Source organism: Rhizobium sp. N621 (assembly GCF_001664325.1).
Classification (GTDB): Bacteria; Pseudomonadota; Alphaproteobacteria; order Rhizobiales; family Rhizobiaceae; genus Rhizobium; species Rhizobium esperanzae.
Window position 1 is genome coordinate 276,026 of sequence record NZ_CP013495.1, and the last position, 25,719, is coordinate 301,744.

The following is a 25,719-nucleotide window of genomic DNA, read 5'->3' on the forward strand; positions in this document are numbered from 1 at the left end:
AGTGCCTGGGGATCGCATCAGGCGCCGCTTCGGACGACCTCGACGCGATAGCAGTATGAATTGTCGTCGCTGTTTCCGCCTTTTGGTCCCATGTCCCAGCGAGCCTCGCCATTCGTCACGGACTTGTTGAGCGGATATTTGTCCCAGAGGCCAAAGCCCATCGCCCGGTTAAGCATGATCGCTGCCGCATTTGTCGTCAGCACATATCCATAGACCGTTTTGACATTGGTCTTTTCGAACAGCCAGTCGATCAGCGCGCGGCCGGCGGCCTGGAGCAATTTCGGATGGCCGCCGCGCTCGCCGCGCATGGCGTTGTCGAGCAGCACGTCCTTTTCCGTCAGGTCCTTGAAGCCGAAATGGCCGATCAGCTGGTCGGACGAATAGATCAGGAACATCAGCTGCGTCGGGTTCTTGAAAACGACGTTGGCAAGCCAGCTTCTCGTCCGCTCGATGGTCGCGGTGAAATGCGTCAGGAAGAAATTCATATTGGCGTTACGCCAGTCGGTCAGCTTACCGAGGATGACTTCGTCGTCGAGATGGCTGACAGTCAATGGAACGAGTCTTCCGATCGGAGTGCCGCTCTCGTCGACGAGATCGATGACCGCCGAAATTTTCTCCTGCACGATATCGTGGATATATTGCTGTATCGGGGTCATTGGCTGACTATCCAGTTACTCGAAATGTTCCGGAAGGATGATCTCGTCGGCATCGATGTCGACTTTCAGCCGCTTGCCGACGACGGTACCGATTTCGGTCGGCGCAATGCCCGTCCCCGGCCGCTTCGCATCGAGATCGTCTGCTCCGATGACGCTGCCCGCCTTCAAGGCGCGTGCAGTGGTGATGCTCCGCCGCATCTTCGGTATCTGGTCTCGCTCGGAAGGATCGAGGATCCGTCCCGTGCCGCCGAGCGCCGTATGCACCTTATGGCAGGCTGAGATCATCGCCTTCATTTCCTCGGGCTCCGTCGCCATCTGGTTGTCCATGCCGATGCGCGAACTGTCGAGCGTGAAGTGTTTTTCGATGACGCATGCGCCGAGCGCGATCGACGCGGCCGGGATCTCGATACCCGTGCTGTGGTCGGAATATCCGATCGGATAGGCCGGGAATTCGCTGCGCAGGCCGAGGATATTCTGAAGGCGGATGGTCTCCGGCGGCGCCGGATAGACCGAGGTGCAGTGCAGGATGATGATCTGCCGATTGCCGGTCTCTTCGATGGCCTCGACTGCGCGGATGATTTCCTCCAGCGAACCCATGCCGGTCGAGAGCACCAGCGGAGCACCGAGACTGCCGAGATGGCGGAGATAAGGCAGATTGTTCAGCTCCATCGAGGCGATTTTGATGAAGGGAACCTCGCAGACCTTCACCAGGAACTCGGCTTCGTAACGCGAATAGGGCGTTGAGGCGAAGTCGATGCCAATCTCCCGGCAGTAGGCCGCGAGCTCTTCAAGCTTCGCATCCGCAAGTGAGAACTTGTTGACGATGCGCTTCGCGATTGCGTTCTCGCGGTAATAACCGGCGGAATAAAGAGACTCCGTGCTCCACGATTGAAATTTCACGCAATCGCAGCCGGCCTCTTTCGCCTGAGCGATCATGGTTCGCGCCGTGGCCACCTCGCCGAAATGGCTCGTATTCAGCTCGGCGATAACGTAGGGCGCGAGATAATCACCGATCAGCCGGCCGTTGCGAAGTGTGACAGTTGCCATGATGAGTTTGCCTATTGGTCGATGGGTTCGATGACCATTTCCGAAAGGAATAGATCGCGGTCGAGGAAGGGGGCCTGATCTTCGAGTGGACGGCGTACGAAACGCCGGTCGATCGCGCTCCGTGTCTGCCCCAGCTCGATATATTCCTGATCTTCGCGGCCCATGATCTCGCAGAGAACCGGTCCATCCCGGCTGAGAAGATCCTCAAGACCGCTCCGCAGCTGATCCGGGGCGTCGATCCTGATGTAATCGAGCTCGAAGCAGGCGGCGACTTTGGAGAAATCGGGCGCGCTCACGCCGTTGGCGGGATCGACACCGATCACGCGCTTCCGGAACAGCTCCTGCTGGCGTCTGCGGATGATCGAATAGACGTTGTTGTTGATGACGATGACCTTGACCGGCAGGTTGCGGTAGCGGATCGTCTCGAATTCCTGCAGGTTCATCATGATCGAACCGTCACCGATGACGGCGATGACAGGCTGCGGCTTTGCATAATAGGCGCCGATCGCCGCCGGCAGGGCAAAGCCCATCGCCCCTTGCATGGCCGGATGAACAGCGGTCATGCCGTCGGAAAACTGGATGTTGGTCGGCAGGATCACCTCGTTCAATCCGGAATCGGTGACCAGTGTCGAGGACGGCGGCATCAGCTCGGTCAGGCATTCGGCCAATTCATAGAGGTCGACGCGCTCCGCGTGCCTGAAGTCGGGCTCGGGGCCTGAGAAGATTGCCTTCCAGTGCTGACACTTGGCCATCCAGGCGGCATTCGCCGGCTCGCAGTCGGCTGCATTGATCCGTTCGAGGAAGTTGGCGAGCTCCGCATGCACGAATCGGTCGATTTGCACGGTTTCCTTGCTGTGCTCGACCTGATCGATGTCGACGACGACGATCTTTGCCGCCCGGGCGAATTTGCAGAAGTCCGGTCCCGTCGTCAGCGAGGTCAGCCGGCAGCCGAGGACGAGCAGCAGATCGGCATTCTGCACCGCGAAATTTCCGGCGCGCGAACATCCCATCGAACCGACGGAGCCGATTGACCTGGCATTGGCGCTGCCATAGGCGTCCGGAGCCGAGGCGGCGAAGGTCACCGGGACGTTCCAGCGCTCCACGAACTGCCGAAAAGCGTCCGCCGCACCGCTGGAACGCAGGCCATTGCCGATCAGCACGACGGGGCGTTTGGCCGCCGACAACGCCGCGACGACAGCATCCATATCTTGCTGCGTTGCTATGGGCAGCACCGGCGCCTGACTTGCCCGCGCGATCGTTTCGGGATCGATCTGGGCGCTCTGCAAGTCCAGCGGCACATCGATCCAGACAGGGCCTTTCCGGCCGGTATTAGCGAGCGTCAGCGCCGTGTCCATGGCTTCGACGATCTCTTCGGCCGAGGTGATCATTTTCGCATATTTGGTAATCGGTTGAACGATCGAGATGATGTCGGCTTCCTGCTGGCCGTAGGTGCGCAGCGGAATGCCGGTATAGCGGCTGGTTTCTTTCAGCGTATTCTGGCCGGAGATGAAAATGCAGGGAATGCCGTCCTGCCAGGCCGACAGCACGCCCGTGATCGCGTTGGTCGAGGCGCAGCCGGTGGAGACGAGGCACGCGCCCAGCCCGCCGGTCTGATGGGCGTAGGCGGCAGCCGCGAAAGAAGCAGACTGTTCGTGATGGACCGATATGCCCTGCAGCTCAGCATGTTTGGCCAGCGCGTCGGTCAGGAACAAGGCGCCACGTCCGGTGACCAGGAATACGTGTCCGATCCCGGCCTCAGCGAGACGCTGCATTATATAGTCGGCAACTCTCATCGATCGTCTATCTCATGGGGTTTTCGGCTTGAAGCGATCCAGGATGTCGGGCACGGCCACGATGAAATCGCCGCTGCAGGCAGGTTCGCCTCTCACCGCGCTGCTGACCGAGCCGATTGCAATTCCGCGCTTGAAGGAGGCGAGGACTGCATCGATCTCCAAGACGTCGCCCGGAACGATCTTGCGCTTGAACTTCACATTGTTGAGCGAAACGAAATTGGTCTTCATGCCCTTGTATTCCTCCATACAGAGGAAGGTCATGATGAAGGTCTGCGTCAGCGATTCGATCTGGATGAAACCCGGCACATTCGGCTCATCATCGAAATGGCCGGGGAAGAACCATTCATTATAGGTAAAGCACTTCACCGCCGAGGCGCTCCTGCCGGGATCGACCGCTGTGACGCGATCGATCAGCAGAACAGGATAGCGATTTCTCTGATGGCTGATAATGCCGTTGATATCGAAAGCGACGGCGTTCGTTGCGTCGCTCATGCGGCCTTCTCGATGCTCACATTGTACTTTGCCAGGATCTCCTGTCCGGCTTCGTAGCTGGAGAATTCGATGATGTCGTCGATGTCCATTTCGATACCGAACGCTTCCTCCAGCGCGGCCATGAGCGCCATATGCCCGACGCTGTCCCAGGCCGCGGCTTCCTGATATTTCAGGTTAGGCAGGTCCTTGGCGTCCAGCATGAAGGTTTCCGCAAAAGCGGCCTGATATTTCTCACGGTTGCTCATAATCTGATGTCCTCACTCGATGTCAAAAGCGGTCCGAATCGCAGCAGCTGCGCCTGAACATGAACACCGACAATGCGCCGCCGTCCTTGCGCTAGGCTGTACTGACGATCCGCGAAAGCTCCTGGACGAGATTGTAGCCGTCCCAGATGGCGCCCATATCGAGCGCTCTGCCGACCGGCACCACCCGGTCGATGCCCGTCAGCCCTTCATCGATGATGAAACGGACCAGTGCGTCCCGGTCGATGCCGAAGCTGGTCAGCGTCTGGTAACGTTCGCCGACGATCCCGGCGAGGCAGCCGAGATCTGCGGTCACATATTCGTAGAAGAAGCCGTATTGGCCGCGATGCCGCTCGATATCGGAGGGCAGGGCATCCAGGCTGACGCGGTAGATCAGATTGTCGTGCCGCGTGCTCCCGCTTGCCTGCGGCAGCCTGTCTGCTGTCCGGCAAAGATTGACGAACTTGTCGACGGCATGGATCGGCGCGATCTCGTAACGCTGCTGGAGATACGACGCCATTGTCGGCCAGAACCGGTCCTGCGCCTTTGCGGCCTGCTCTTCATCGCCTTGCCAAATCACCAGATGCGGAGACGAGCAGGCATTCTGGTCAAGAAGGAAGACATCGTTGAAGAAACCCCTCGCGAGTTCCGCGATCGCCCGCTCGTCGGCCCTGAGCACGGCCTCGGCCTGCATCAGGCAGAAGGAATAACGGTCGGCGAAGGCGATATCGACGCTGCGCGGATGGGCGGGAAGCTTGCGCAGATGAGCGATCGTCGAATCGCCCCCCCAGAGCATCCGCGCCTGGCAATGAACCGACAAAGCGCCGGTGATCTCGTCATCGCGCGGATATTTTATCAGCCGGTTCATTGCGGCCAGCCGGCTGTGCACTGGCAGGGCGAACAGCCTGGCGATCTCGTCGCAGATGATCTCGACCTGCGGAAAATCCCGTTCAGGAATACGAACGATGTTGGCATTGCCGGCCAGCAGCCCGAAGGCGAAGGAAAAGGCGAAGTTGACCGGGACGTTGGCCGGCGCGATGTGAAGCACGAGGCCTCGGCCGATACGGGGATATTGCGTGCCGAATTCGCGCGCGAGTTTGGCAAGGTTCGCGGCTCGGCACCAATAGCCGAAGGCGGCGATATCGGGATACTGTCGCGCTGCCGGCAGCGCGAGCAACGCCTTCGAAAGGGCCGCCATAAATTCCATCGCCTGAGTGGAGTAGGGCGCCAGCGGCTTGCATTCCAGCGTGTTGAGCGCGCCGCCGACGCGAAGGGTGACGGGCAGTTCAGGAATTTGCTTCATAGGTGTCGCTGCAGCCTCTGACCTCGGCCTTGGCGACGCGTCCGGCCACCGAGAAATACTTGCCATGCCGCCCGCAGGGGCAGTCGTCTTCGCCGTCGATCCGGCCGATATCCTCGGTCAGCAGCGCGTGCCCGGGATAACTGCGCGGTATCAGCGACATGACTTCGATCAGCCCGGTCTTTCCGACTTCGAGCGTCCGAAAATCCTTCGGATCGCGGATAATGACATCGGCATAAATCGGCGCATGCAGATGCCCCTCTTCGCATTCCAGGAAGATTGATCCCGTCTGCTCGACCATGCCGTAATAATTGACGACGCGCCTGATCCCGGCGCATTCGGTCATCGCCGCCCGGAATTCAACATTGCCGACCGCCTGATCCTGCAGCTTTTTCCAGCCCCCGCCATGCAGCAGGATGCCCCCGTCGATCGGCAGACGTCTACCCATCGCCTTCAGCGGCGCATAGAAATGCTGCCAGATCATGAAGGTGAAGCCGAACAGGAAGATCGGCTGGTCCGGGTGCCGCTCAAGAAAGGCCTCGATGGCCGGTATGTCCAGGTTCATTTCGTCGTCGAGGGCATAGGTGACGTCCTGCCCGAAGAAGGAAAAGCCGAGAATGCCGGCACCCCGCGCCGAGAAGGCGTTGCGGTTGCGCAGCACGCTCGGTGAATCGATGACCAGCATCGGCAGCCGCTTCTTGCCGAGTACTTCCGCCATCAGCCGGGCGAGGATCTTGCTTTGCAGCGCCGCGGTTTCCTTGTCGAGGTAGATGCGCGACACCTGCTGGCCGCTGGTGCCGGATGAGGTCATCGTCTTGAACACCTGACCTCTCTCGATGCTCAACAGATCCAATTCCTTGAACAGCCGAACCGGAATAAACGGCACGTCCTCCAATCCGTCCACCGCTGCCGCCCTATCGCTGACGAGGTCGAGAATGCCGCTATATTCGGCGCAATGGTCGCGATGCCATTCGGTCAGATTGCGCATGACTTCAGTCAGCGCCCCCGATTTTTCCGCGGCTTTCATCGAATAGGGCTCGCGATCGAGCCATTGGGAGGGATCAAAAACGCTCATGCGAGGCTATCCCCGGCAGATGATTTCAGTTGATTATATTGGATCTTGCCGGAATCATTCCGCGGCAGCTCGGCAATCGCATAGACGCTGATCGCTTTCGGGCTGATCTTCAGATCCGAAATGAGTTTGGCCTTGATGAGCTTACCGGCCTCGCCGGAGCCTTGAGGGAGGTAAATTTCCAGCTGATCGTCCTGGCCAGCACAGACGACGGTGTGACCGGCCGCCAGCAATTGCGCCTCGACATCCTGCAGATTAATGCGATGGCCGAACATTTTGAGGAAACGCTTCAGGCGCCCGACGATGTAATAATCGCCTTCGGCGTCCCGGCGGGCGATATCGCCTGTGCGCAGAACGCCGCCTCGCTCGTCGCCGAGCGCCAGATCCCGATAGCCCTCCGCATAGCCCATCGAGACGTTCCGGCCGTAATATACGAGCTCGCCCGCTGCGTCGTTGCCCTCGATCTTCTGCCCGTGCTCGTCCTCGAGCCAAAAAGCGCCGCCCGGGATCGGCCGGCCGATGCTGCCGGCCTTCTCGATCGCCCTGTCGGGAGAGAGATAGGACATCCGCGCGGTGGCTTCGGTCTGCCCGTACATGCTGAAATAGCGGATACCCTTGTTGGCGCAAAGCTCGGCGAAGTCGCGCGTCAGTTCGGGCTCCATCCGCGCGCCCGCCTGCGTCAGGCTCCTGAGGCTCGGAAGATCCATGGATGGAAAGCGCAGTTTCTTCAGCATTTCGTAATGATAGGGCACGCCGCCGAAACTCGTCGCCTTCGACGATTTCAGAAAGTCCCAAAATGCCCGATCGAAGAAGGTCTTGTTGGTCAGCGCGATCGTGGCTCCCGCCAGAAGATGGCTGTGGATGATTGAAAGGCCGTAGGAATAGCTCGGCGGCAGCGTCGTGATCGGCCGCTCCTCGCCGGTCAAGCCCAGATAGGTGCTGATGGCCTCGGCATTGGCGAGGATATTGTCGTGCGAAAGCCGCACGAACTTCGGCGTTCCCGTGCTTCCCGAGGTGCTGAGCAGCAGCGCCAACGAATCGTCGATCGGATAAGCTTCATCTGCCGCGGCGGCGACGAGACTATATCCCATGTGAGAGAGCAGCACATGCCCGTCGCCGAATTCACCGGCTCGGTGGTCCGGCAGCCATGCAAAACCCGGACGATAGGCCGACACCAGCTTCTCAAATTGCGCCGCCGCCAGGCTAGCGCTCAGCATCAGCGGAACGGCATCGAGTTTGAGTAGGCTGAGATAGCCCAGCAAACCGCCCGGGTCGTTCTCGCACATGCAGAAGACCAGCCGCCGGGGCGTCTGTCGAAATGCGCGCTGCGCGCTGAATTCCAGCAGGCTCGAACTTGAAATGCTGGTTCCGTCGTCACATTCGAACAGAATGTGATCGATTTGAGAGGAGACGGCGTCCATCAGCCGGGTGGAATTTGCAATGGGTGCTACCATCGAGACTTGGCCTGGAATTGCTATTAGCGTGTTTCACACATTTGCAATGCGCTGACATCCATCGCCAGGCCTCCTCATGAAGACCGCTGATCTCGGCGGTCATAGAAGAGATGGGGTCAACGATTCTGGAACGGTCGAATCAGTTGATGTCCTTTCAGCTTAATATGTCCCGGCCGCGATGCCAAAGGCGGTGAGTGCGAGACCCGCCGGCGATCTCGCGAAAATGGCTCAGAACTTCCAGGAGCGCCTTCCGCTCCCCGGCATGCTTCTTGCATCATTACTAATATTCTAACCTTTGGGAGAAAGTGTCATGCAATGGAACGCATCACCGAATTTTGCACCTCTTGTCCTCTTTCTTGGCGGTCGGCGAAGGATCGTCAAGACGCTCCGAGACGCAGCCGAAGTTCTGATAATTGATTGGCCGTTCGACGATGGAGAGGAATATGTCGCGGCTGTGAAGGCTTGCGACGATGCGGTCGCGGGAGAGGCCGGGATGGAGGAATTGAGGGAATTGCTTCTTCGCGCCGCCAGAGAAGCCGGCATTACAGCTTTGTCGGTCGTATCGGAAAGCGGGAAGACGACATCCCACATGGCGGCGTGACCGGCTTCAACCTGCGCCGTTCACGGAGCGGTATCCAGGCAAGCACGTCAACGGCCTCTGTCAACAGAGCCAAGTGCGTAATTTTTGGAAAGGTTCGAATATTTGATCTTGGCAGCGATCAAAAGGAAATGGTGCCCAGAAGAGGACTCGAACCTCCACGCCTCGCGGCACAGGTACCTGAAACCTGCGCGTCTACCAATTCCGCCATCTGGGCGACGGAGAGCGATGTAAGGGGGTGGCTCGTGACTGTCAACTGGGTTTTTGAAGTTTTCCTGACAGTCTGCAAAAAACAGCCGATCACATGCGAGGGAGCGGCTGGAGGGGAGACATAGCGGTTCGCTCCGGGCGCCCTATATAGAGGGGGTCTCGAAAGGAACGCCTCATGCCCGCTGCCCGCACGCTTCTGCTCGCCGGCCTTTTTGCCGTTTTCGCGCCTGTCGTGGCCGGCGCTGATTCGCCGAAGCCGGGTCTCGGGCCGGTCAACACGGGATCGACGCTCTGCGATTTTCGCGGCTGCTTCGGTTTTGGGCCGCAGCAATGGCATCGCCCGGTCTATGTCCAGCCGAATTACCGTCCGCGCGGCGCGGGGCCGACCTATTATCTGCCGGGCGCGGCGGGGCGGCCGCAGCTGACCTATGACCCGCCGCCGGTGCGCCAGGTGCAGCCGGCACGGGATATGAACAAGCACATCGCCTGGTGCACCAATGAATACCGTTCCTATAATCCGCGGACGGATCACTTCCTCACCTATGAAGGCGTCTACAGAGTCTGCCGCTCGCCCTATCGCTGAGCGGGTTTGGTCAGCTTTCGTGCGAGACGCGGTCGACATGGCCGAGATCGCGGCCGGGCTCGATGATGTCGCGGACGCGTTGCTTCAGCTCCTTCGGCCCGGGAAAGCCGCCGTCGCGCTTACGCTCCCAGATGAGATCTCCATTGACGCGGATTTCGAAATTGCCGCCGGTGCCGGGGATCAGCGCCACCTCGCCGAGACTGTCGGAAAAGGTGCTCAGCAGCTCCTGCGCCATCCAGGCGGCGCGCAGCAGCCAGTTGCACTGGGTGCAGTAGAGGATCGAGACGCGGGCTTTTTCGGTCATGGCGTTTTCCCTTCATTTGGCGTGATTTAAGCCCTTGCAGCCTGCGGGCGCAATCGCGCATGCGCAAGCATCTTGCATGCCGTTCTTTGGCATGGTCTCTTCCTGCCGACCATCGGGGAGAACCTATGCGAGTCGCAGTCGTCGAAAATATGCGCAACACCGGCCTCGGCGCGCTTGCGACGGCGCTCGACGAGGCGGGTGCTGAGATCGAGTGGTTCCGGGTCTGGCGGAATGGCATCCTGCCGCCAGACATAGCCAGTCATGACGCGCTGGTCGTTCTCGGCGGCGAGCAGGGCGCGCTGGATGACGAGACGCATCCCTATCTGCCGGAGCTCGCCCGGCTCGCGCGCCGCTTCGGCGATGCAGGCAAGGCCGTGCTCGGCATCTGCCTCGGTAGCCAGATCCTTGCCCGCGCCTATGGCGCCGACAACTATCTCGGAACCGCCCGCGAATTCGGCTGGCACAGCATCGGCGTCACCGATGAAGGCCGCGCCGATCCGCTGCTCTCGGCGCTTGGCGGCGAATTCACCATGTTCGAGTGGCATGCCGACACCTTTTCCCTGCCTGCAGGCGCCGTTCGTCTCGCGAGCAGCCCTGTCGCTGAAAACCAAGCTTTCCGCATCGGCCGCGCCGTCTACGGCACGCAGTTTCATTTCGAGGCTGATAGAACGGTGATCGAGCAGTGGAAGGCGGAATTCCCCGATACGATCGAGCGAATCGCGCCCGGCTGGCTGGAAAGCTATGCCGAGCTGACTGCGCAGCATGCTGGTGGCGCCGATGCCGCCGGCCTTGCCATCGCCCGCGCCTGGGTCGGGCAGATCGAACGGCAAGAGGTCGAGATGCTGTCGCAGGTCCCGGCTTGAAGGGCGATGCGCTGATGGCAAGCGAACGCGAGAAGATGGTGGCGGGTGAGTGGTATTGCTGCCTTGACGACGAGCTCGATCACCTGCGCCGGCAGGCGCGGCTCGCCGTCCACGCCCACAATACGCTGCCGCCGGACGAGCGCGGCCCCGCAGCCCCCGCCCTCAGGGCGCTTTTTGCACAGGCCGCCTCCGATATCTTTATCGAAGCGCCGTTTCACTGTTCCTACGGCATCAATATCGTTCTCGGCGAGCGCGTCTATGTTAATGCCGGCTGCACCATCCTTGATTCCGGCAGCGTGACGATCGGCGATCGCACCATGTTCGGCCCGGGCGTGCAGATCTATTGCGCCGAGCATCACAAGGATCCGGCGCTTCGCAGTAGGGGGATCGAGATCGCCCGGCCGGTCGCAATCGGCAGCGACGTCTGGATCGGCGGCGGCGCCATCATCCTCGGCGGCGTGACGATCGGCGATGGCGCGATCGTGGGTGCGGGCGCCGTCGTCACGAAGGATGTGCCGGCGGGCGCAACGGTGGTCGGCAATCCCGCGCGTCCGATAAACCGCTTTTGAGATTTGCACCGGTGCGCTCCCTCGACAATGACGCCGCCTCCTCTAGATCAGAGGACGGAAGGGGAGAGATATCATGACATCACCGAATTTGCCCATGGAAGGCGGCTGCCGCTGCGGCCGGGTGCGCTTGAAGATCAGCGCTCCGCCGCTGCTGGCCATGGCCTGCCATTGCACAGGCTGCCAGAAGATGACGGCGAGCGCCTATTCGCTGAGTGCCGCCATCCCCAGCGAAGGCTTCGAGGTTGCCAAGGGCGAGCCTGTTGTCGGCGGCCTGCACGGCGCCACCAAGCATTATTTCTGCCCGCACTGCATGAGCTGGATGTTCACCCGGCCGGAAGGCATGGACTGGTTCGTCAACCTACGCGTCACCATGCTCGACGACCCCAGCTGGTTCAAGCCCTTCATCGAGACATGGACGAGCGAGAAGCTGTCGTTTGCCGAGACCGGCGCGGTGTATAGTTACGAAGCGCTACCCGAGATGGACGCCTACGAGGGGTTGGTGAAGGAGTATATGGGCAGGAGGTGAGGGCTTAGAAGCCTTGGAAAAGAAAATCGACGGCAGCGACGATGCGATCGCTATCGGAGGTGAGATCCGCGGCAACGACGCCGATCTCCTTAGTGGAAACCGCACCGATAAACTGGGTCGCCATCACGTATGGCACGTCATTGATGACGAATTGCGGATTGAGCTGACGCATGATTTTGGGAAGAGCTTCCAGCGGAAGCATCGGCGCCATGATTCGCGTCGTCAGCTCGCCGTGTAGGTCTGACTGCAGATCGAGGGCGAACGCATCGCTATGCATCAGATTGTAAACATGAAACCGAGCCATCAGAACTGTCGATATTTCTGAAAAGGCAGGCCGTGCTTCTCGACATAAGCATTGGAAGCGGCGATAGCCTCGGCGTTCTCGATCCGCCACAGCCGCTCGCGTTCGGCCTTTATCGCTTTCGCGATACCTTCTTCCGCCGCCCTGGATATGTTGATCTTGAGCTCGCGGGCCTGGAAAACGAGGCTTTCATCAAGTGAAAGATTCGCTGCTTTTCTCGCCTGATGACCCATAAGGATCTCCTCGTGTTATGCGCAGATCATATGCGCATAAGACGTCATTGAGAAGCGTTATTCATCGCCCATCTTGAGCGCGGCGATGAAGGCTTCCTGCGGAATCTCCACCTTGCCGAACTGGCGCATGCGCTTCTTGCCTTCCTTCTGCTTGTCGAGCAGCTTGCGCTTGCGGGTGGCGTCGCCGCCGTAGCACTTGGCCGTGACGTCCTTGCGCAGCGCCGAGATGGTTTCGCGGGCAATCACGTTGCCGCCGATCGCCGCCTGGATCGGGATCTTGAACATGTGCTTCGGAATCAGCTCCTTCAGCCGCTCGCACATGTCGCGGCCGCGCTTTTCAGCTGCCATGCGATGCACGAGCATCGAGAGTGCATCGACCGGCTCGCCATTGACGAGGATCGACATCTTCACGAGGTTGCCGGCGCGGTAGCCTTCGAGGTGATAGTCGAAGGATGCGTAGCCCTTGGAGATCGATTTCAGCCGGTCGTAGAAGTCGAAGACGACTTCGTTGAGCGGCAGTTCATAGGTCACCATCGCCCGGGTGCCGACATAGGTCAGCTCGGTCTGGATGCCGCGGCGGTCCTGGCAGAGTTTCAGAATGCCCCCGAGATAATCGTCCGGCGTCATGATCGTCGCCTTGATCCACGGCTCGCGGATTTCGGCAATCTTGACGACATCGGGCATGTCGGCCGGATTGTGCAGTTCGCGCTCGCTGCCGTCGGTCATCGTCAGCTGATAGACGACGGAAGGAGCCGTGGCGATGAGGTCGAGGTCGAACTCGCGCTCCAGGCGCTCCTGGATGATTTCGAGATGCAAGAGGCCGAGGAAGCCGCAGCGGAAGCCGAAGCCGAGAGCGGCAGATGATTCCATTTCGAAGGAGAAGGACGCGTCATTGAGGCGAAGCTTGCCCATCGCGGCGCGCAGATCCTCGAAATCGGCGGCATCGACCGGGAACAGGCCGCAGAACACCACCGGCTGCGCCGGCTTGAAGCCCGGCAAGGCTTCTGCGGTCGGGCGCTTGTCTTCGGTAATCGTATCGCCGACGCGCGTATCGGCTACTTCCTTGATCGAGGCGGTGATAAAGCCGATCTCGCCGGGGCCGAGGCTGTCGACATTGACCATCTTCGGCGTCAGCACGCCGACGCGCTCAACCTGGTATTTCGCATCCGTGCCCATCATGCGGATCGTCTGGCCCTTGGTCAGCACGCCGTCGATGACGCGCACGAGAACCATGACGCCGAGATAGGTGTCGTACCAGCTGTCGACGAGCAGCGCCTTCAGTGGCGCCTTGTCGCCGCCCGGGCTCTTCGGCGCCGGCAGCTTGTGGACGATCGCTTCCAGCACGTCGGGAATGCCGAGGCCGGTCTTGGCGGAAATCAGCACGGCCTCCGAAGCGTCGATGCCGATCACTTCCTCGATCTGTTCCTTGATGCGGTCGGGTTCGGCGGCCGGCAGGTCGATCTTGTTGAGCACGGTGACGAGCTCGTGGTTGTTGTCGATCGCCTGGTAGACATTGGCGAGCGTCTGCGCTTCCACGCCCTGGCTGGCGTCGACGACCAGCAGCGAGCCCTCGCAGGCCGACAGCGACCGCGAGACTTCATAGGCGAAGTCGACGTGGCCGGGCGTGTCGATCAGGTTGAGAATATATTTCTCGCCATTGTTCGCCTGATAGTGCAGGCGCACGGTCTGGGCCTTGATGGTGATGCCGCGTTCGCGCTCGATCTCCATATTGTCGAGCACTTGCTCGGACATTTCGCGCTCGGCAAGTCCGCCCGTCGTCTGGATCAGGCGGTCGGCCAGCGTCGATTTGCCGTGGTCGATATGGGCCACGATCGAGAAGTTGCGGATATGGGACAGCGGAGTGGTCGAATTGGTGCTCATGCGCGCCATATAGCAGCGCCGCCCCCTGCCGCAAAGCGGTAATTATCCCGGATTTTACGCTATTGCGGGTCTGCCCAGCGTGCGTCAGACCGGCCAGGTCTCCAGCCGCCAGGCCGAATCCCAGAACATCCATTCATACTGCGAGGCGCGCGCGAAAACGTCCATCATCGCGGCACGCTCCGTCTCCGATGCCGCGCGGGCGGCGATATCGGTCAGTGCGATCACCTCGCGGGCGCCGGCTGCAAATTGCGGATCGCCATAGGTGTTGATCCAGGCCTGAAAAACATTGCCGTCGATCGCCGGCCTGCCTTTGATGCCTTCGCCGACATGCATGTAGATCCAGAAGCAGGGCAGGATGGCCGAAAGCGCGACGGCATAGGAGCTGTGATAGGCGGTCGCCAGAAGGAAATTCGTATAGGCGAAACAGGAAGGCGAGGGCTCGGCGGCCGTCACATCCGCGCTCGAAATGCCGAATTGCGAGAGGAAGCCCGCATGCAGGCCCTGCTCGACGGTGATGGCCTTCTGCGCCGAACCGAGGAAGCGCAGCACCTGTGCATTGTCGGGCGCCTTGGCCGCGACGATGGCGAGGCACCGGGCATAATGCTTCAGATAGATTGCGTCTTGCAGGATATAGTGACGGAAAACCTCCGGCGGCAGCGTGCCGTCCGAAAGCCGTTCCAAGAGCGGCAATCGCTCGATCTCGGCCATAAGAGGTTTGATCTGCTCCCAGGCGGCGGCCGTGAAGCTTCCCGTGATTTCGGAGTTCTGCATGCTGCCGTCCATGATGTCCTCCGCTCTGCAAGCGCCGCTGCCATATATCGGCGGGGCGGGGGTGAAGGCAAGCGAGATGAAGCATCGAGGGAGGCTTGATTCTATCATGAGATAATGTAGTTCTCATATAGTAGAATCATGGATCGGCGATGGAACAGGAACTCGAACAGGCGATCGGCAGCCGCATTCGCACCTTGCGGTTGGAAAAGGGCCTGACGCTGGATGAGCTTGCCGAGGCGTCGGGCGTCAGCCGCGCAATGATTTCGCGCATCGAGCGGGCGGAGGCGAGCCCGACCGCCTCGCTGCTGGCGAGGGTCTGCGCCGCGCTCGGCCTGTCGCTCTCAGCCTTCTTTGCAGAGGAGGGGCAGCAGGCCTCGCCGCTGGCGCGGCGGCAGGAGCAGCAGGTCTGGCGCGATCCGGAGACCGGTTATCTCAGGCGCGCGGTATCGGCGCCCGGCACCGGCTCCGCCGTCGATATCGTCGAAGTCGAATTTCCACCCGGCGCCCGCGTCAGCTTCCCACCGCATGCGGCATCCCATGACATGACGCAGCATGTCTGGCTCTTCGACGGCGAGTTGGAGATGACGGCGGGTGAGGCGGTCTACCGGCTGCGTCCAGGCGATTGCCTTTTCATGCCGGTCGGCGAGGGCCATTCCTTTTATAATCCCGGCGATGCGCCGGCGCGCTATTGCGTCGTGCTCGATCGCGGCGGCCGATGATGACCTTCATTTCAGGAGCAGAACATGCCTGACATTCGCATCCTTTCTGCCGAGGAGGCGCGCGCTGCCATTCCGGCCCTCTCGGAGGTGCTGGCCGATTGCGTCACGGGCGGCGCCTCCGTCGGCTTCATGCAGCCCTATGGACCTGAAGATGCCGAGCCCTATTGGCTGGACGTTGCCGATGCGGTTGCCGGCGGCGGCAGCCTGCTTGTTGTCGCCGAACTCGATGGCCGGATCGTCGGCACGGTGCAGGTGGGCGCCGCGCAGATGCCGAACCAGCCGCATCGCGGCGATCTGAAGAAGCTCCTGGTGCATCGTTCCGCCCGCGGGCGCGGCCTTGCCCGGCTGCTGATGGAAGCCGCCGAACGCGAGGCGGCCGCCCGCGGCAAGACCCTGCTCGTGCTCGATACGGCAACCGGCAGCGATGCCGAGGCGATCTATCCCCGCCTGGGCTGGCAGCGCGTCGGCGTCATTCCCGATTATGCTCTGTGGCCGGAAGGCGGCTTTTGCGACACCACCTTGTTCTACAAGCGGCTCGCCTGATTGCGCCAGATCGACTCAAGCCAACCGGCCGAATACCGGAAACGCACCCGCAACTGTAGCGCCCGCTGTCCACACGGCCGCATTCCAGCCGAACTGTCGCGCCGCTTCGACATTTTCCGCCATATCATCGATGAAGGCGATGTCACCGGGCGGGACGCCCGCGCGCTCGGTTGCAAGCCTGAAGAAGTCCAGAGAAGGTTTCCGGTGCCCGAGGGCTGCGGAATAGAGGATGTCGTCGAAATGCACGCCAAGGCCGGCCTGTTCCATCAGATAGCGCGCTCGCCTATGCTCCTGGTTGGTCGCCAGGAAGAGCGTGACACCGCTATGTCGAAGCGCGACGAGCTCTTCCAAGAGATAGCGGTCGATGCGGGAATCGTTTTCAAACAAGTAATCGATCAGCGTCGCGGCGCTGAGATGAGGCGCGATTTTTGCCAACACCTGGGCGAGCTTCGGTTCCAGCTCCTCGCGGCCAACGATGATCTCGCCCCAGTGAGTCTGGAAGAATTCCCGCTGCAGCAGCTCGAGACTAAGTCCCAGATCGCGTTCCAGAAATGTGAAGAGAGGGAGGCCGTCGGCCGGACGCCCATGAATCAGCACGCCATCGACATCGACCATCAACACTTTCATGCGGCAGATTCCCTCGCTCCGGAACGGCGGCCGAAGGTGGCTTCGTTTGCTTGGGCAATCAAGAGCGCCATGCCGCTTTTTTGTTGGTCCCGCTCCATGTAAGTGTCGATCTCGCCGATCGATTTTTGTTCAAGGACAGGATCTGAAATGCGCGTCATCTATTCCGAAGACCACAAGCTGCGTGATGCCAGGACCGAGCTCTATGCCGGCCAGCTGGTGACGCCCTTCGAGGCGCCGTTTCGGGCCGAGTGGATCCTGACGGCGGTCACTGAAGCGGGTTTCCGGGATGTCGTGGCGCCGGATGCGCATGGGCTGGATACGGCCCGAAAGGTGCATGATCCCGCCTATCTCGATTTTCTCGCCACCGTCTGGGATCGCTGGGTCGCGGCCGGCTTCGAGGGTGAGGCGATCGCCAATTCCTTCCCGGTCCGCCGCACCAGCCAGCGCGTGCCCGACAATATCGTCGGCGCGATCGGCCATTACGCCAATGCCGCCGACACCTCCATCACCAAAGGCTCCTACGAAGCGGCGATCGCCTCGATGCGTTGCGCCGTCACAGCCGCGGATTGGCTGAACGCCGGCAACCGTTTCGCCTTTGCGCTTTGCCGTCCGCCCGGCCATCATGCCGGCATCGATCTCTTCGGCGGCTATTGTTTCATCAACAATGCGGGCGTCGCGGCCCAGCGGCTCATCGATCACGGTGCGAAGAAGGTCGCCGTGCTCGATGTCGATTTCCACCATGGCAACGGCACGCAGGATCTCTTCTATCACAGAGGCGATGTCTTCACCGCCTCGCTGCATGGCGATCCCCTGTTCGCCTTTCCCTATTTCCTCGGCCATGCCGATGAGGAAGGGGAGGGGGAGGGCGCCGGTGCCAACCGCAACTATCCGATGGCGCCGCACACGCCCTGGCAGGTCTGGTCTTCGGCCCTTGCCGATGCTCTCGCTCGCATCAAGGCCTTCGGCGCCGAGGCGATCGTCGTGGCCCTCGGCGTCGATACCTTCGAGTGCGACCCGATTTCCTTCTTCCAGCTGAAATCCGAAGACTTCATTCGCATGGGAGAGATGATCTCCGCCGCCGGCCTGCCCGTCGTCACCTGCATGGAGGGCGGTTACGGCGTGCCGGAAATCGGCCTCAACGTCGCCAATGTCCTCAAGGGCCTGGAAGCCTGATCGCTTGATATGACCGACGAGACTGTTTCCTCCGATACACCGACACCACGCATGCTGAGCTGGGCGCGCAACTCCGCCATTTATCGCTTGGAGCGGCGGATGATGACCGAAAAGCAGCTGTTTGATGCCATCACTCGCAAGGCGAAAGAGAAGTTCGAGAATATCGGCGCGGCGCAACTCAAAGCCCTTGCCGATTTCGCCGTCAGGTTCGCCTATGACAACAAGGCGCTCGATGATGGCGCCTATGCCGAGATCAGCACGCGTTCCCAGCTGCGCGGCGGCAAATCGAAGCGCGCCATCGCCCGGAAACTTGCGGCCAAGGGCGTCTCCGGCGACAAGGTCGAGGCCGCCCTCGAGCAGGCTGACGATCTCTATGCCGCGACGATCTTCGCCCGCAAACGCGCCTTCGGCCCCTTCCGCCGCGTCGAGCTTGATGAAAAGCGAAAGGCCAAAGAGCTTTCGGCCTTCGCCCGCAACGGCTTCAGCTTCGACATCGGCAGGAAGGTGTTCGACATGAGTTTGGAGGATGCCGAAGACGTCATCCTGGTCGGCCATCTTTGATATCGCATAAGGCCTTTTGCTGGCCGGATCAGAAGTTTGAATTTGTCGCTCGCAAGCCGTCTTCGTAAGAAGAGCGCACAATCGGGGACGAGCATGGAAGAAAGAGCAAATGCCGGCGCGGGCACGCTGACCGCAGAGGCGTCAACAGCATTTGGCGGAGTAGCGACCGGTGGCCTGATGTGCCTCCTGTCCATGTCGTCGATCCAGTTCGGCGCCGCACTCTCATCCTCAGCCATCTCAACCTATGGACCGGCCGGCGCGAGCTGGCTGCGCCTGGCTTTTGCGGCCATCATTCTTGCCCTTGTCGTGCGGCCGCGCATCGTCAGCTACAACAGGGCGCAATGGACGAGCGCACTGGTTCTCGGCGCGACGACAGCGCTGATGACCATGAGCTTCTTCGCGGCGATCGAGCGCATTCCGCTCGGTCTTGCCGTGGCGATCGATTTTCTCGGTCCGCTGTCCGTTGCGACCATTGGCTATGGCCTCAGCCGGCGCCTCATCTGGCCGCTCATTGCGGCACTTGGCGTTCTGGCCCTCGCCCATGACGGTGACGGCTGGGTCGGCGATATCGGGGGCATTCTCTTTGCGCTCGGCGCGGGAACCGGATGGGCGATCTATATCGTCCTAACAAAAAAGATCGGCGCGAGCTTCAAGGGGCTGGAGGGGCTGTCCATATCGCTAATGGTCGCCGCCCTTGTCGCGACACCCTTCGGCTTTGCCGGCGCCGTGCCGCAGCTCGATGCTTACGGTCTGGTTGAAATGGCCGGCCTTGCCATTCTTGTGCCGCTGCTGCCCTACACGCTGGAACTGGTTGCCCTGCGGCGCATGCCGACAGCCTCCTTCGGCATTCTCATGAGCCTCGAGCCGGCCATCGCGGCACTCGCAGGTTTCGTCATTCTGGCCCAGCCGATGACGCTGCTGCAGATGGCCGGAACTGCCTTGGTGGTCGCCGCAAGCGCCGGGGCGACCTTTGCCGCAAGATAGTGATCAGCCCACCTTTTTCGCGGGATCGTTGAGAGCGGGATTGTAGAACAGCGACAGCGTCAGGCTTTTGGCGATCCGCTCGGCGGTTGCCATGAACCAGGCCTTGGCTTCCGGCGAGGGGGCGACATCATCGAGCGTTGCGGCAAACAGCGACAGCCACTTCGGAAAAAGATCGGGCGTTACGTTCTGAACGCCCGTATGCGCCTGCACCGGCTTGCCGCCATAGGCGCCGGTGCGGAAGGCGACGGCCGACCAGAAGCTCTTCATCTTCTCCATATGCTCCGGCCAGCGGCCGGAAAGCCGCGCATCGAACACCGGCCCGAGATCGGGATGCTCCAGCACGCGCCCGTAAAACGTTTCGACCAGTCTGCCGATAAAGGCCTCGTCGACCCCCATCGCCCGCATCTCGGCCTCCGCCTTTTCGCGGATCGCCGCGACATGGGCAGGGCGGCCCTGAATGTCATTGTTCATCATAAACCCCGGCGCCGCATGATGCGGCAGCCTCCATATAGGTCTTTACCTCAGCGAACCAAAGCCGCTCGTGCGGATTGCGGCAATCTGTCAGCCGGTCCGCCCCCCCACTTGACCACCATCGCTTCCTTGCTTAGGTTTAGAATTATTCTAAATTGTTGGAGAAGTTTATGCTGGCGCGTTTTTTCAGGTCGCCGAAACGATCCTTTGACTCGCTCTCCGAGCAGGAGATTCTCGCCCTTGCGATTGCCTCCGAGGAAGACGACGCCCGCATCTATCTCGCCTATGCCGATAGGCTGCGCCCTGAATTTCCGGCTTCGGCCAAGGTCTTTGAAGATATGGCCGAGGTCGAGGACACGCACCGCAAATCGCTGTTCGAAATCCATCGCCAGCGTTTCGGCGAGCGTATTCCGCTGATCCGGCGCGAGCATGTGCAAGGTTTTTACGAGCGCAAGCCGGACTGGCTGAGAGCCAACCTGTCACTCGACGCGATGCGGCAGGAAACCGAGGCAATGGAGGAGCAGGCCTATCGTTTTTATGTCGAAGCGGCAAAGCGCACCACCGACGCCTCGACGCGTGAACTGCTCGGCGACCTTGCACTCGCCGAACAAGGGCACGAAGACATCGCCCGCATGCTTGGCGACAAACATACGCCCGAGGATATCAGGCGCGACGAGGACGAGACGGCGCACAGGCAATTCGTGCTGACCTATGTGCAGCCGGGTCTGGCCGGCTTGATGGACGGCTCGGTCTCGACGCTGGCGCCGATCTTTGCCGCCGCCTTCGCCACCCAGGATACATGGCAGACCTTCCTGGTCGGCCTTTCCGCCTCCGTCGGCGCCGGCATCTCGATGGGCTTCACCGAAGCCGCCCATGACGACGGCAAGATCTCGGGCCGGGGCTCGCCGGTCAAACGTGGCCTTGCCTGCGGCATCATGACGGCGCTCGGCGGCCTCGGCCACGCGCTGCCCTATCTGATCCCGCATTTCTGGACGGCGACGATCACCGCCGCCATCATCGTCTTCTTCGAACTCTGGGCAATCGCCTTCATCCAGAACCGCTACATGGAAACGCCGTTCCTGCGCGCCGCCTTCCAGGTGGTGCTCGGCGGCGGCCTCGTGCTCGCCGCCGGTATTTTGATTGGGAATGGGTGAGCTGCGGTCAGGCGGAGCCCAAGCAATCGATCCGGCGAATCGATTACAGCAGCGAACGCCCGGAGTCATGCGAAGGCCGGGAGACGGTGCGGCATGCCAGAGAAATCACTCAAACAAAAAGGCCGGCTTTCGCCGGCCTCAGACTGCTGACAAACCCCTGGCGAGAGCTGGGGGTTTGTGATTCACTGGGACATGTTGAAGAAACCCAGCCCTGAACAGACAGCTCTCGAGATGGTGACGCTCGATAGTCTGGTGCCAAAGGATCACCTGCTTCGCAAGATCGAGGCGGTGATTGACTTCTCCTTCATCCACGACCGCGTTGCGGGATTGTATTGCGCCGACAACGGCCGACCACCGCTCGATCCAACCTTGATGTTCAAGGCGTTGTTCATCGGCTACCTGTTCGGCATCCGCTCCGAGCGGCAGTTGGTGCGCGAGATCGAGGTCAATGTCGCCTATCGCTGGTTCTTGCGGATGAAACTGACGGATGGGGTGTTCGACGCCTCGACCTTGTCGCAGAACCGGCGCCGGCGCTTCAACGATACGGATGTGGCGCAGGACATCTTCGACCATATCGTCGAGCAGGCGATCGGCCATGGGCTGGTCGATGGCACGGTGCTCTATACGGATTCGACCCACCTGAAGGCGAATGCCAACAAGGGCAAATATGATCTTGCGATGATCGAAAAGTCGCGGTCCGACTATTGGGCCGATCTCGACCGGGCGATCGATGCGGAACGCCTGGTGCGCGGCCAGAAGCCGTTGAAGGAAAAGGCGCGCGCGCCTGAGGTCAGGGAAACCAAGGTGTCGCGCACCGATCCCGACAGCGGCTACATGGTGCGCGACGGCAAGCCGAAAGGCTTCTTCTATCTCGACCACCGCACGGTGGACGGCCGGCACGCCATCATCACCGACACCCATGTCACCCCAGCCAATGTGCATGACAGCATCGTCTATCTCGATCGGCTGGACCGTCAGCGCCAACGCTTCTCCTTCGATGTCAAAGCGGTCGGGCTCGATGCGGGCTATGCCACATCCGGCATTGCCAGAGGGCTCGAACAACGCGACATCCTCGGCGTCACCGGCTATCGCAATCCGACGCCGCCCAAGCCTGGCATGATGCGCAAGTCGAAGTTCGTCTACGATGGGCAAGAAGACGGCTACCGCTGCCCGCAAGGCCAACTGCTCGCCTACGCCACCACCGACCGCAACGGCTATCGCCACTATCGCTCCGACCCGGTGATCTGCTGCGACTGCCCCTTGCTTGCATCCTGCACCTCGAACGCCGCCTCGACCCGCACCATCACCCGACACGTCTGGGCCGAAGCCCGCGAGCGGACCGATGCCAACCGACTGAAGCCTTGGGGCAAAGCAATCTACAAGCGGCGAAAGGAGACGGTCGAACGCTCCTTCGCGGATGCCAAACAGCTTCACGGACATCGCTATGCCCGCTTCCGAAGTCAAATCCGCGTCGCATGCCAGTGCCTGCTGGCAGCCGCAGCGCAGAACATCAAGAAGATCGCAATGGCCCTCACAACGGCACCAAAACCAACGCCCGCATGAGGCGATGACGCCTCCGAAAGCCCGCCATCGCAAGTCGTTCAAGCCACCAATATCAATACAAAACAAAACCCCGCCAAAAAATGACGGGGTTTGTCAGCAGCCTGAGGCCGGCTTTCGCCGGCCTTTTCCCCCGCATCCCCTCGGAAATTCTTAGCGAAGAGCGCCGACCAGAAGGTCGCGGCCGTTCTCGATGGTGACCCAGCGGCCTGCATTGTAGCTCGACTGGCGCTTGACGAAAGTATAGGCCGTCGCAAACCAGGGCTTCACGTCGGCAGCGAGATTGTCGAGTACGAAATCGCCCCCGGCGGTGCGCAGCGTCAGCACGGCATGGCCTTCACCGTCGGGCTTGCGCACGACGGTCATCAGCAGGTCGGCGGCCGAAAAGCCGCGCTGGATCAGCATGCGGCGCTTCAAGAGGGCGAAATCCTCGCAGTCGCCGGCAGTCGTCGGATAGGCCCAGACCTCGTCCTTGCCGTAGATTTCCTTGTCGGTCATCGGCTTGATCGTGCTGTTGACCATGGCGTTGACCGAACGGACCAGCGACCACTTCGCCGGCGTCATTTCGACCGGCCCCGCGTTGCGGTTGGCGCCGCATTCACTGCTGTGGATCTGACAGAAATCGTAATGGCCGATCGGTTGCGAGGTGGCATTGCCTGTTACCATGGAAGCATTTCTGCTTGGAGCTGGGATGGCGGCAGGCGCCATCGCAAACACGGCCATCATGGCCACAAAGATACCTTTGAATCGCACGCCCGCTCTTTCCTCGATCGCCCCTTAATTATTAACAAATTGTTAATGGAGAGGGCCGAGAAGAGTCAATCGTTACTTCTTGGGAGAGCCTTGCGACTCGCCGACATGGTTAAAATGCAACAGGATTCGCAGCCGGCTTCGGGAGATTATTGCCCGTTTGCGGATGCGCGGATGATGCCTTTGACGGCGCCGAGCAGAAGGGCGATATCGCCGGGGCGGGAAAGCCGGTGGTCGCCGTCGCGGATGAAGGTCAGCACCACGTCGTCGGCGGGAAGGTGCTCCAGAAGCTTCATCGCGTGCGCATGCGGCACGTCGGGATCCTTCATGCCCTGGAGGATATGCACCGGGCAACCCGTCTCGATCATGCCGTCGAGCACCCGGTTCCTGCGCCCGTCCTCGATCAGTGCCCGCGTATAAATGTTCGGTTCCGGGCTGTATTGCGAGCGCTCTTCGAAATAACCGCGCTCCGCCAGCGACTTGCGCTCCCTGGCCTTAAGGTTCGGCTCGATCAGTTCGGAGGTGAAATCGGGCGCCGGGGCAATCAGCACCATGCCGGCGAGCTTCGGACCACCTTGCCCTGCGAGTTCCTGCGCCAGCCGGAGCGCAATCCAGCCTCCCATCGACGAGCCGACGAGAATGATGCGCTCGGGCGCAACATGGCGGATGACGGCAAGCGCTTCCTCCAGCCAGCGCGAGATCGTGCCGTCGCGAAAACTGCCGCCGGAAAGCCCGTGGCCGGAATAGTCGAGGCGGATGCAGGCGACACCGAGTTCGGCCGCCAGCCCATCGATCTCTGCCGCCTTGGTGCCGCTCATGTCGGAACGGTAGCCGGATAGCCAAACGAGCGATGGGGCAGCATTGCCGGCCTGCGCCGGACGCAGGAGCATGGCGATCTCCCGTGCCGCCTCGCCTTCGCCGACAGTCAGGAACTGCGGTAGGGCATTGCTGATCTGATCGGACATCGGCGAAACCTCCTGTTGTTTCGGCCTATAAAACAGATTCTTGGCAGGCTGACAGCTGGTGATTTTTCCGCTAAAGGATGATATTGACTCCGTTGCAGCGATAACGAGATAGGTTTGTGCACCCTGATTGAGCGTGCGCCGCTGCAACGTTCCGAAACAACGCGAGGAGAATACGACCATTCGCAGACCTTTTAAGACCGATGCGCCCGTGAAGGACGGACCGCGCTCGAATCGTGAAATCCGCATTCCCAAAATTCAGCTGATCGCGGCTGACGGACAGAATATGGGCGTCGTGCCTACCGACCAGGCCTTGAGAATGGCGGAAGAAGCCGGCCTCGATCTTGTCGAAATTTCCCCCAATGCCGAACCGCCGGTGTGCAAGATCCTCGATCTGGGCAAGCTGAAATATGCCAACCAGAAGAAGGCTGCCGAGGCGCGCAAGAAGCAGAAGATCGTCGAAGTCAAAGAAATCAAGATGCGCCCGAACATCGACACCCATGATTATGAGGTGAAGATGAAGGCGATGGGCCGCTTCTTCGACGAGGGCGACAAGGTCAAGGTGACGCTGAAATTCCGCGGCCGTGAGATGGCCCACCAGGAACTCGGCATGAAGCTTCTGCAGCAGGTCAAGGCCGATACGACCGAGATCGCCAAGGTGGAAGCCGAGCCCAAGCTCGAAGGCCGCCAGATGATGATGGTGCTGGCGCCGAAGTAAGCGCCAGACACTTTTTGCCCAAGGCCGTCCGCAAGGGCGGCTTTCGTGCTTTCGGCCACCGTATCTTCGGCCTTTGTTTTATGCATGTCGTTATCCCGGAACCGCCGCACACTTCCGGGCGACATGCATAGCCGAAGATTCCTCCGCGGCCCCGTTGCACTTTCGTGAGGCTGCGGTTATAAGCGCGCGTCCGAACTGACCGGCAGGGCATGCCGTGGCAGTTTCGAATGCTTGCGGAACGGTTCGTCGCCGACGCCGCAGATCAACAACAAACGCTCCCGCACCTTGTTGCGACGACCGGAGAACCGGACTTCGCAAGGAGGGCTTTTTGATGAAGCGCGCAGGGAGGACAGAAGGAGTAGCAAAATGCCCAAGATGAAGACGAAGTCCGCTGCCAAGAAGCGGTTCAAGATCACCGCATCCGGCAAGGTCAAGGCGGCTGCTGCTGGCAAGCGCCATGGCATGATCAAGCGCACGAACAAGTTCATTCGCGATGCACGCGGCACGATGGTTCTCGCAGAACCCGATGGCCGCAAGGTCGTGAAGAACTATCTGCCGAACGGTCTCTGAGACTATTCCGGTAACGCGTTAGATTAAGGAGA

General features: G+C 60.9%; 32 protein-coding genes and 1 tRNA gene. 14 read left to right on the plus strand and 19 right to left on the minus strand.

Going from position 1 to position 25,719, the window contains the following annotated elements:
• Positions 1 to 17: 17 nt before the first annotated feature.
• The 8 genes from AMK00_RS01330 to AMK00_RS01365 form a co-directional block, all read right to left on the minus strand.
• Positions 18 to 656 carry a GNAT family N-acetyltransferase gene (locus tag AMK00_RS01330; protein WP_064800318.1) on the minus strand — a complete coding sequence of 213 codons (639 nt, stop codon included), beginning with the start codon at positions 654 to 656 and terminating at the stop codon, positions 18 to 20.
• 15 nt (positions 657 to 671) lie between these two features.
• Positions 672 to 1,703 (minus strand): N-acetylneuraminate synthase family protein, encoded by a 1,032-nt coding sequence (locus tag AMK00_RS01335; protein ID WP_064809288.1) that lies wholly within the window; start codon positions 1,701 to 1,703, stop codon positions 672 to 674.
• A gap of 11 nt (positions 1,704 to 1,714) precedes the next feature.
• The gene (locus tag AMK00_RS01340; protein WP_064809289.1) at positions 1,715 to 3,496 is read right to left on the minus strand and encodes a thiamine pyrophosphate-binding protein; all 1,782 of its coding nucleotides are present in this window, start codon (positions 3,494 to 3,496) and stop codon (positions 1,715 to 1,717) included.
• Positions 3,497 to 3,508: 12 nt separating this feature from the next.
• Positions 3,509 to 3,988, minus strand: a complete 480-nt coding sequence (locus AMK00_RS01345) for a 3-hydroxyacyl-ACP dehydratase FabZ family protein (protein WP_064809290.1) — start codon at positions 3,986 to 3,988, stop codon at positions 3,509 to 3,511.
• On the minus strand, positions 3,985 to 4,233 hold the full coding sequence (locus tag AMK00_RS01350) for an acyl carrier protein (RefSeq protein ID WP_064800322.1): 249 nt from the start codon (positions 4,231 to 4,233) through the stop codon (positions 3,985 to 3,987). The genes AMK00_RS01345 and AMK00_RS01350 overlap by 4 nt, the downstream gene beginning before the upstream one ends.
• 91 nt (positions 4,234 to 4,324) lie before the next feature.
• Positions 4,325 to 5,533 carry an acyl-CoA reductase gene (locus tag AMK00_RS01355; protein WP_064809291.1) on the minus strand — a complete coding sequence of 403 codons (1,209 nt, stop codon included), beginning with the start codon at positions 5,531 to 5,533 and terminating at the stop codon, positions 4,325 to 4,327.
• Positions 5,517 to 6,605, minus strand: coding sequence for a LuxE/PaaK family acyltransferase (locus AMK00_RS01360; RefSeq protein ID WP_064809292.1), 1,089 nt, complete (start codon positions 6,603 to 6,605; stop codon positions 5,517 to 5,519). Before AMK00_RS01360 ends, AMK00_RS01355 begins: the two co-directional genes overlap by 17 nt.
• The gene (locus AMK00_RS01365) at positions 6,602 to 8,056 is read right to left on the minus strand and encodes an AMP-binding protein (protein WP_082240255.1); all 1,455 of its coding nucleotides are present in this window, start codon (positions 8,054 to 8,056) and stop codon (positions 6,602 to 6,604) included. The genes AMK00_RS01360 and AMK00_RS01365 overlap by 4 nt, the downstream gene beginning before the upstream one ends.
• Before the next feature lie 310 nt (positions 8,057 to 8,366).
• Between AMK00_RS01365 and AMK00_RS01370 the strand changes: the two genes are divergently transcribed.
• Positions 8,367 to 8,657: a DUF982 domain-containing protein gene (locus tag AMK00_RS01370; RefSeq protein WP_064800326.1), complete on the plus strand. Its 291-nt coding sequence runs from the start codon at positions 8,367 to 8,369 to the stop codon at positions 8,655 to 8,657.
• 129 nt (positions 8,658 to 8,786) lie between these two features.
• Here the strand turns inward: AMK00_RS01370 and AMK00_RS01375 are convergent.
• Positions 8,787 to 8,871 (minus strand) — tRNA-Leu (locus tag AMK00_RS01375).
• 168 nt (positions 8,872 to 9,039) lie between these two features.
• Between AMK00_RS01375 and AMK00_RS01380 the strand changes: the two genes are divergently transcribed.
• Positions 9,040 to 9,447: a BA14K family protein gene (locus AMK00_RS01380; RefSeq protein WP_064809294.1), complete on the plus strand. Its 408-nt coding sequence runs from the start codon at positions 9,040 to 9,042 to the stop codon at positions 9,445 to 9,447.
• A 10-nt stretch (positions 9,448 to 9,457) separates the two neighbouring features.
• Here AMK00_RS01380 and AMK00_RS01385 read toward each other — a convergent pair whose 3' ends face one another.
• Positions 9,458 to 9,751 carry a SelT/SelW/SelH family protein gene (locus AMK00_RS01385; protein WP_011423629.1) on the minus strand — a complete coding sequence of 98 codons (294 nt, stop codon included), beginning with the start codon at positions 9,749 to 9,751 and terminating at the stop codon, positions 9,458 to 9,460.
• Between the two features lie 125 nt (positions 9,752 to 9,876).
• Between AMK00_RS01385 and AMK00_RS01390 the strand changes: the two genes are divergently transcribed.
• The 3 genes from AMK00_RS01390 to AMK00_RS01400 all read left to right on the plus strand — a co-directional run bounded on the left by AMK00_RS01390 (position 9,877) and on the right by AMK00_RS01400 (position 11,709).
• Positions 9,877 to 10,614 (plus strand): type 1 glutamine amidotransferase, encoded by a 738-nt coding sequence (locus AMK00_RS01390; RefSeq protein WP_064809295.1) that lies wholly within the window; start codon positions 9,877 to 9,879, stop codon positions 10,612 to 10,614.
• Positions 10,615 to 10,625: 11 nt separating this feature from the next.
• Positions 10,626 to 11,183: a sugar O-acetyltransferase gene (locus AMK00_RS01395; RefSeq protein ID WP_064811613.1), complete on the plus strand. Its 558-nt coding sequence runs from the start codon at positions 10,626 to 10,628 to the stop codon at positions 11,181 to 11,183.
• Between the two features lie 73 nt (positions 11,184 to 11,256).
• Positions 11,257 to 11,709 (plus strand): GFA family protein, encoded by a 453-nt coding sequence (locus AMK00_RS01400; protein ID WP_064809296.1) that lies wholly within the window; start codon positions 11,257 to 11,259, stop codon positions 11,707 to 11,709.
• Between the two features lie 4 nt (positions 11,710 to 11,713).
• Here AMK00_RS01400 and AMK00_RS01405 read toward each other — a convergent pair whose 3' ends face one another.
• The 4 genes from AMK00_RS01405 to tenA all read right to left on the minus strand — a co-directional run bounded on the left by AMK00_RS01405 (position 11,714) and on the right by tenA (position 14,907).
• Positions 11,714 to 12,013, minus strand: a complete 300-nt coding sequence (locus tag AMK00_RS01405; protein WP_064800330.1) for a CcdB family protein — start codon at positions 12,011 to 12,013, stop codon at positions 11,714 to 11,716.
• Complete coding sequence (locus AMK00_RS01410; protein WP_064800331.1) at positions 12,013 to 12,243, minus strand: type II toxin-antitoxin system CcdA family antitoxin; 231 nt, start codon at positions 12,241 to 12,243, stop codon at positions 12,013 to 12,015. The genes AMK00_RS01405 and AMK00_RS01410 overlap by 1 nt, the downstream gene beginning before the upstream one ends.
• 57 nt (positions 12,244 to 12,300) lie before the next feature.
• Positions 12,301 to 14,133: a translation elongation factor 4 gene (gene lepA / locus AMK00_RS01415; RefSeq protein ID WP_064800332.1), complete on the minus strand. Its 1,833-nt coding sequence runs from the start codon at positions 14,131 to 14,133 to the stop codon at positions 12,301 to 12,303.
• 75 nt (positions 14,134 to 14,208) lie between these two features.
• On the minus strand, positions 14,209 to 14,907 hold the full coding sequence (gene tenA / locus AMK00_RS01420; RefSeq protein ID WP_064809297.1) for a thiaminase II: 699 nt from the start codon (positions 14,905 to 14,907) through the stop codon (positions 14,209 to 14,211).
• 137 nt (positions 14,908 to 15,044) lie between these two features.
• Between tenA and AMK00_RS01425 the strand changes: the two genes are divergently transcribed.
• Complete coding sequence (locus tag AMK00_RS01425) at positions 15,045 to 15,614, plus strand: helix-turn-helix domain-containing protein (RefSeq protein ID WP_064809298.1); 570 nt, start codon at positions 15,045 to 15,047, stop codon at positions 15,612 to 15,614.
• A 24-nt stretch (positions 15,615 to 15,638) separates the two neighbouring features.
• Complete coding sequence (locus AMK00_RS01430) at positions 15,639 to 16,157, plus strand: GNAT family N-acetyltransferase (RefSeq protein WP_064800335.1); 519 nt, start codon at positions 15,639 to 15,641, stop codon at positions 16,155 to 16,157.
• A gap of 15 nt (positions 16,158 to 16,172) precedes the next feature.
• Here the strand turns inward: AMK00_RS01430 and AMK00_RS01435 are convergent, their stop codons facing one another.
• Together AMK00_RS01435 and AMK00_RS32370 are read right to left on the minus strand one after the other, a co-directional pair.
• Positions 16,173 to 16,784, minus strand: coding sequence for an HAD family hydrolase (locus AMK00_RS01435; protein ID WP_064809299.1), 612 nt, complete (start codon positions 16,782 to 16,784; stop codon positions 16,173 to 16,175).
• Positions 16,781 to 16,942: a hypothetical protein gene (locus AMK00_RS32370; RefSeq protein WP_167377174.1), complete on the minus strand. Its 162-nt coding sequence runs from the start codon at positions 16,940 to 16,942 to the stop codon at positions 16,781 to 16,783. The genes AMK00_RS01435 and AMK00_RS32370 overlap by 4 nt, the downstream gene beginning before the upstream one ends.
• Between AMK00_RS32370 and AMK00_RS01440 the strand changes: the two genes are divergently transcribed.
• The 3 genes from AMK00_RS01440 (at position 16,932) to AMK00_RS01450 (ending at position 19,502) form a co-directional block, all read left to right on the plus strand.
• Positions 16,932 to 17,957, plus strand: a complete 1,026-nt coding sequence (locus AMK00_RS01440; protein WP_064809300.1) for a histone deacetylase family protein — start codon at positions 16,932 to 16,934, stop codon at positions 17,955 to 17,957. The genes AMK00_RS32370 and AMK00_RS01440 overlap by 11 nt on opposite strands.
• Positions 17,958 to 17,966: 9 nt before the next feature.
• Positions 17,967 to 18,518 (plus strand): recombination regulator RecX, encoded by a 552-nt coding sequence (recX, locus tag AMK00_RS01445; RefSeq protein ID WP_064800338.1) that lies wholly within the window; start codon positions 17,967 to 17,969, stop codon positions 18,516 to 18,518.
• Between the two features lie 93 nt (positions 18,519 to 18,611).
• A complete protein-coding gene (locus AMK00_RS01450; RefSeq protein ID WP_064809301.1) occupies positions 18,612 to 19,502 on the plus strand; it encodes an EamA family transporter in 891 nt (296 codons plus the stop codon).
• Between the two features lie 3 nt (positions 19,503 to 19,505).
• On the opposite strand, the gene AMK00_RS01455 is transcribed toward AMK00_RS01450, so the two are convergent.
• The gene (locus tag AMK00_RS01455; RefSeq protein ID WP_064811614.1) at positions 19,506 to 19,973 is read right to left on the minus strand and encodes a group III truncated hemoglobin; all 468 of its coding nucleotides are present in this window, start codon (positions 19,971 to 19,973) and stop codon (positions 19,506 to 19,508) included.
• A gap of 170 nt (positions 19,974 to 20,143) precedes the next feature.
• On the opposite strand from AMK00_RS01455, the gene mbfA reads away from it, so the two are divergent.
• Entirely contained in the window at positions 20,144 to 21,127 is a 984-nt protein-coding gene (gene mbfA / locus AMK00_RS01460) for an iron exporter MbfA (protein WP_064800340.1), read from the plus strand.
• A 192-nt stretch (positions 21,128 to 21,319) separates the two neighbouring features.
• Positions 21,320 to 22,690: an IS1182 family transposase gene (locus AMK00_RS01465; RefSeq protein ID WP_064809302.1), complete on the plus strand. Its 1,371-nt coding sequence runs from the start codon at positions 21,320 to 21,322 to the stop codon at positions 22,688 to 22,690.
• Between the two features lie 150 nt (positions 22,691 to 22,840).
• Here the strand turns inward: AMK00_RS01465 and AMK00_RS01470 are convergent, their stop codons facing one another.
• Positions 22,841 to 23,440: a transglutaminase-like cysteine peptidase gene (locus AMK00_RS01470; protein ID WP_064809303.1), complete on the minus strand. Its 600-nt coding sequence runs from the start codon at positions 23,438 to 23,440 to the stop codon at positions 22,841 to 22,843.
• Positions 23,441 to 23,586: 146 nt separating this feature from the next.
• A complete protein-coding gene (locus AMK00_RS01475; RefSeq protein ID WP_064809304.1) occupies positions 23,587 to 24,402 on the minus strand; it encodes an alpha/beta hydrolase in 816 nt (271 codons plus the stop codon).
• Positions 24,403 to 24,580: 178 nt separating this feature from the next.
• Between AMK00_RS01475 and infC the strand changes: the two genes are divergently transcribed.
• Together infC and rpmI are read left to right on the plus strand one after the other, a co-directional pair.
• On the plus strand, positions 24,581 to 25,117 hold the full coding sequence (gene infC, locus AMK00_RS01480; protein WP_082240342.1) for a translation initiation factor IF-3: 537 nt from the start codon (positions 24,581 to 24,583) through the stop codon (positions 25,115 to 25,117).
• Positions 25,118 to 25,483: 366 nt separating this feature from the next.
• On the plus strand, positions 25,484 to 25,687 hold the full coding sequence (rpmI, locus tag AMK00_RS01485; protein ID WP_011423646.1) for a 50S ribosomal protein L35: 204 nt from the start codon (positions 25,484 to 25,486) through the stop codon (positions 25,685 to 25,687).
• Positions 25,688 to 25,719 lie beyond the last annotated feature (32 nt).

Bases quoted from the DNA above. Each gene is read 5' to 3' on its own strand.
- AMK00_RS01410 (WP_064800331.1), bottom strand. From the start codon at position 12,243: ATGGGTCATCAGGCGAGAAAAGCAGCGAATCTTTCACTTGATGAAAGC.
- AMK00_RS01335 (WP_064809288.1), bottom strand. From the start codon at position 1,703: ATGGCAACTGTCACACTTCGCAACGGCCGGCTGATCGGTGATTATCTC.
- AMK00_RS01405 (WP_064800330.1), bottom strand. From the start codon at position 12,013: ATGGCTCGGTTTCATGTTTACAATCTGATGCATAGCGATGCGTTCGCC.
- AMK00_RS01400 (WP_064809296.1), top strand. From the start codon at position 11,257: ATGACATCACCGAATTTGCCCATGGAAGGCGGCTGCCGCTGCGGCCGG.
- AMK00_RS01425 (WP_064809298.1), top strand. From the start codon at position 15,045: ATGGAACAGGAACTCGAACAGGCGATCGGCAGCCGCATTCGCACCTTG.
- AMK00_RS01365 (WP_082240255.1), bottom strand. From the start codon at position 8,056: ATGGTAGCACCCATTGCAAATTCCACCCGGCTGATGGACGCCGTCTCC.
- AMK00_RS01380 (WP_064809294.1), top strand. From the start codon at position 9,040: ATGCCCGCTGCCCGCACGCTTCTGCTCGCCGGCCTTTTTGCCGTTTTC.
- AMK00_RS01385 (WP_011423629.1), bottom strand. From the start codon at position 9,751: ATGACCGAAAAAGCCCGCGTCTCGATCCTCTACTGCACCCAGTGCAAC.
- tenA (WP_064809297.1), bottom strand. From the start codon at position 14,907: ATGGACGGCAGCATGCAGAACTCCGAAATCACGGGAAGCTTCACGGCC.
- AMK00_RS01390 (WP_064809295.1), top strand. From the start codon at position 9,877: ATGCGAGTCGCAGTCGTCGAAAATATGCGCAACACCGGCCTCGGCGCG.
- AMK00_RS01360 (WP_064809292.1), bottom strand. From the start codon at position 6,605: ATGAGCGTTTTTGATCCCTCCCAATGGCTCGATCGCGAGCCCTATTCG.
- recX (WP_064800338.1), top strand. From the start codon at position 17,967: ATGACCGACGAGACTGTTTCCTCCGATACACCGACACCACGCATGCTG.
- AMK00_RS01475 (WP_064809304.1), bottom strand. From the start codon at position 24,402: ATGTCCGATCAGATCAGCAATGCCCTACCGCAGTTCCTGACTGTCGGC.
- AMK00_RS01345 (WP_064809290.1), bottom strand. From the start codon at position 3,988: ATGAGCGACGCAACGAACGCCGTCGCTTTCGATATCAACGGCATTATC.
- AMK00_RS01340 (WP_064809289.1), bottom strand. From the start codon at position 3,496: ATGAGAGTTGCCGACTATATAATGCAGCGTCTCGCTGAGGCCGGGATC.
- lepA (WP_064800332.1), bottom strand. From the start codon at position 14,133: ATGGCGCGCATGAGCACCAATTCGACCACTCCGCTGTCCCATATCCGC.
- AMK00_RS32370 (WP_167377174.1), bottom strand. From the start codon at position 16,942: ATGACGCGCATTTCAGATCCTGTCCTTGAACAAAAATCGATCGGCGAG.
- rpmI (WP_011423646.1), top strand. From the start codon at position 25,484: ATGCCCAAGATGAAGACGAAGTCCGCTGCCAAGAAGCGGTTCAAGATC.
- AMK00_RS01440 (WP_064809300.1), top strand. From the start codon at position 16,932: ATGCGCGTCATCTATTCCGAAGACCACAAGCTGCGTGATGCCAGGACC.
- AMK00_RS01330 (WP_064800318.1), bottom strand. From the start codon at position 656: ATGACCCCGATACAGCAATATATCCACGATATCGTGCAGGAGAAAATT.
- AMK00_RS01450 (WP_064809301.1), top strand. From the start codon at position 18,612: ATGGAAGAAAGAGCAAATGCCGGCGCGGGCACGCTGACCGCAGAGGCG.
- mbfA (WP_064800340.1), top strand. From the start codon at position 20,144: ATGCTGGCGCGTTTTTTCAGGTCGCCGAAACGATCCTTTGACTCGCTC.
- AMK00_RS01355 (WP_064809291.1), bottom strand. From the start codon at position 5,533: ATGAAGCAAATTCCTGAACTGCCCGTCACCCTTCGCGTCGGCGGCGCG.
- AMK00_RS01465 (WP_064809302.1), top strand. From the start codon at position 21,320: ATGTTGAAGAAACCCAGCCCTGAACAGACAGCTCTCGAGATGGTGACG.
- AMK00_RS01435 (WP_064809299.1), bottom strand. From the start codon at position 16,784: ATGAAAGTGTTGATGGTCGATGTCGATGGCGTGCTGATTCATGGGCGT.
- AMK00_RS01370 (WP_064800326.1), top strand. From the start codon at position 8,367: ATGCAATGGAACGCATCACCGAATTTTGCACCTCTTGTCCTCTTTCTT.
- AMK00_RS01455 (WP_064811614.1), bottom strand. From the start codon at position 19,973: ATGAACAATGACATTCAGGGCCGCCCTGCCCATGTCGCGGCGATCCGC.
- AMK00_RS01350 (WP_064800322.1), bottom strand. From the start codon at position 4,233: ATGAGCAACCGTGAGAAATATCAGGCCGCTTTTGCGGAAACCTTCATG.
- AMK00_RS01430 (WP_064800335.1), top strand. From the start codon at position 15,639: ATGCCTGACATTCGCATCCTTTCTGCCGAGGAGGCGCGCGCTGCCATT.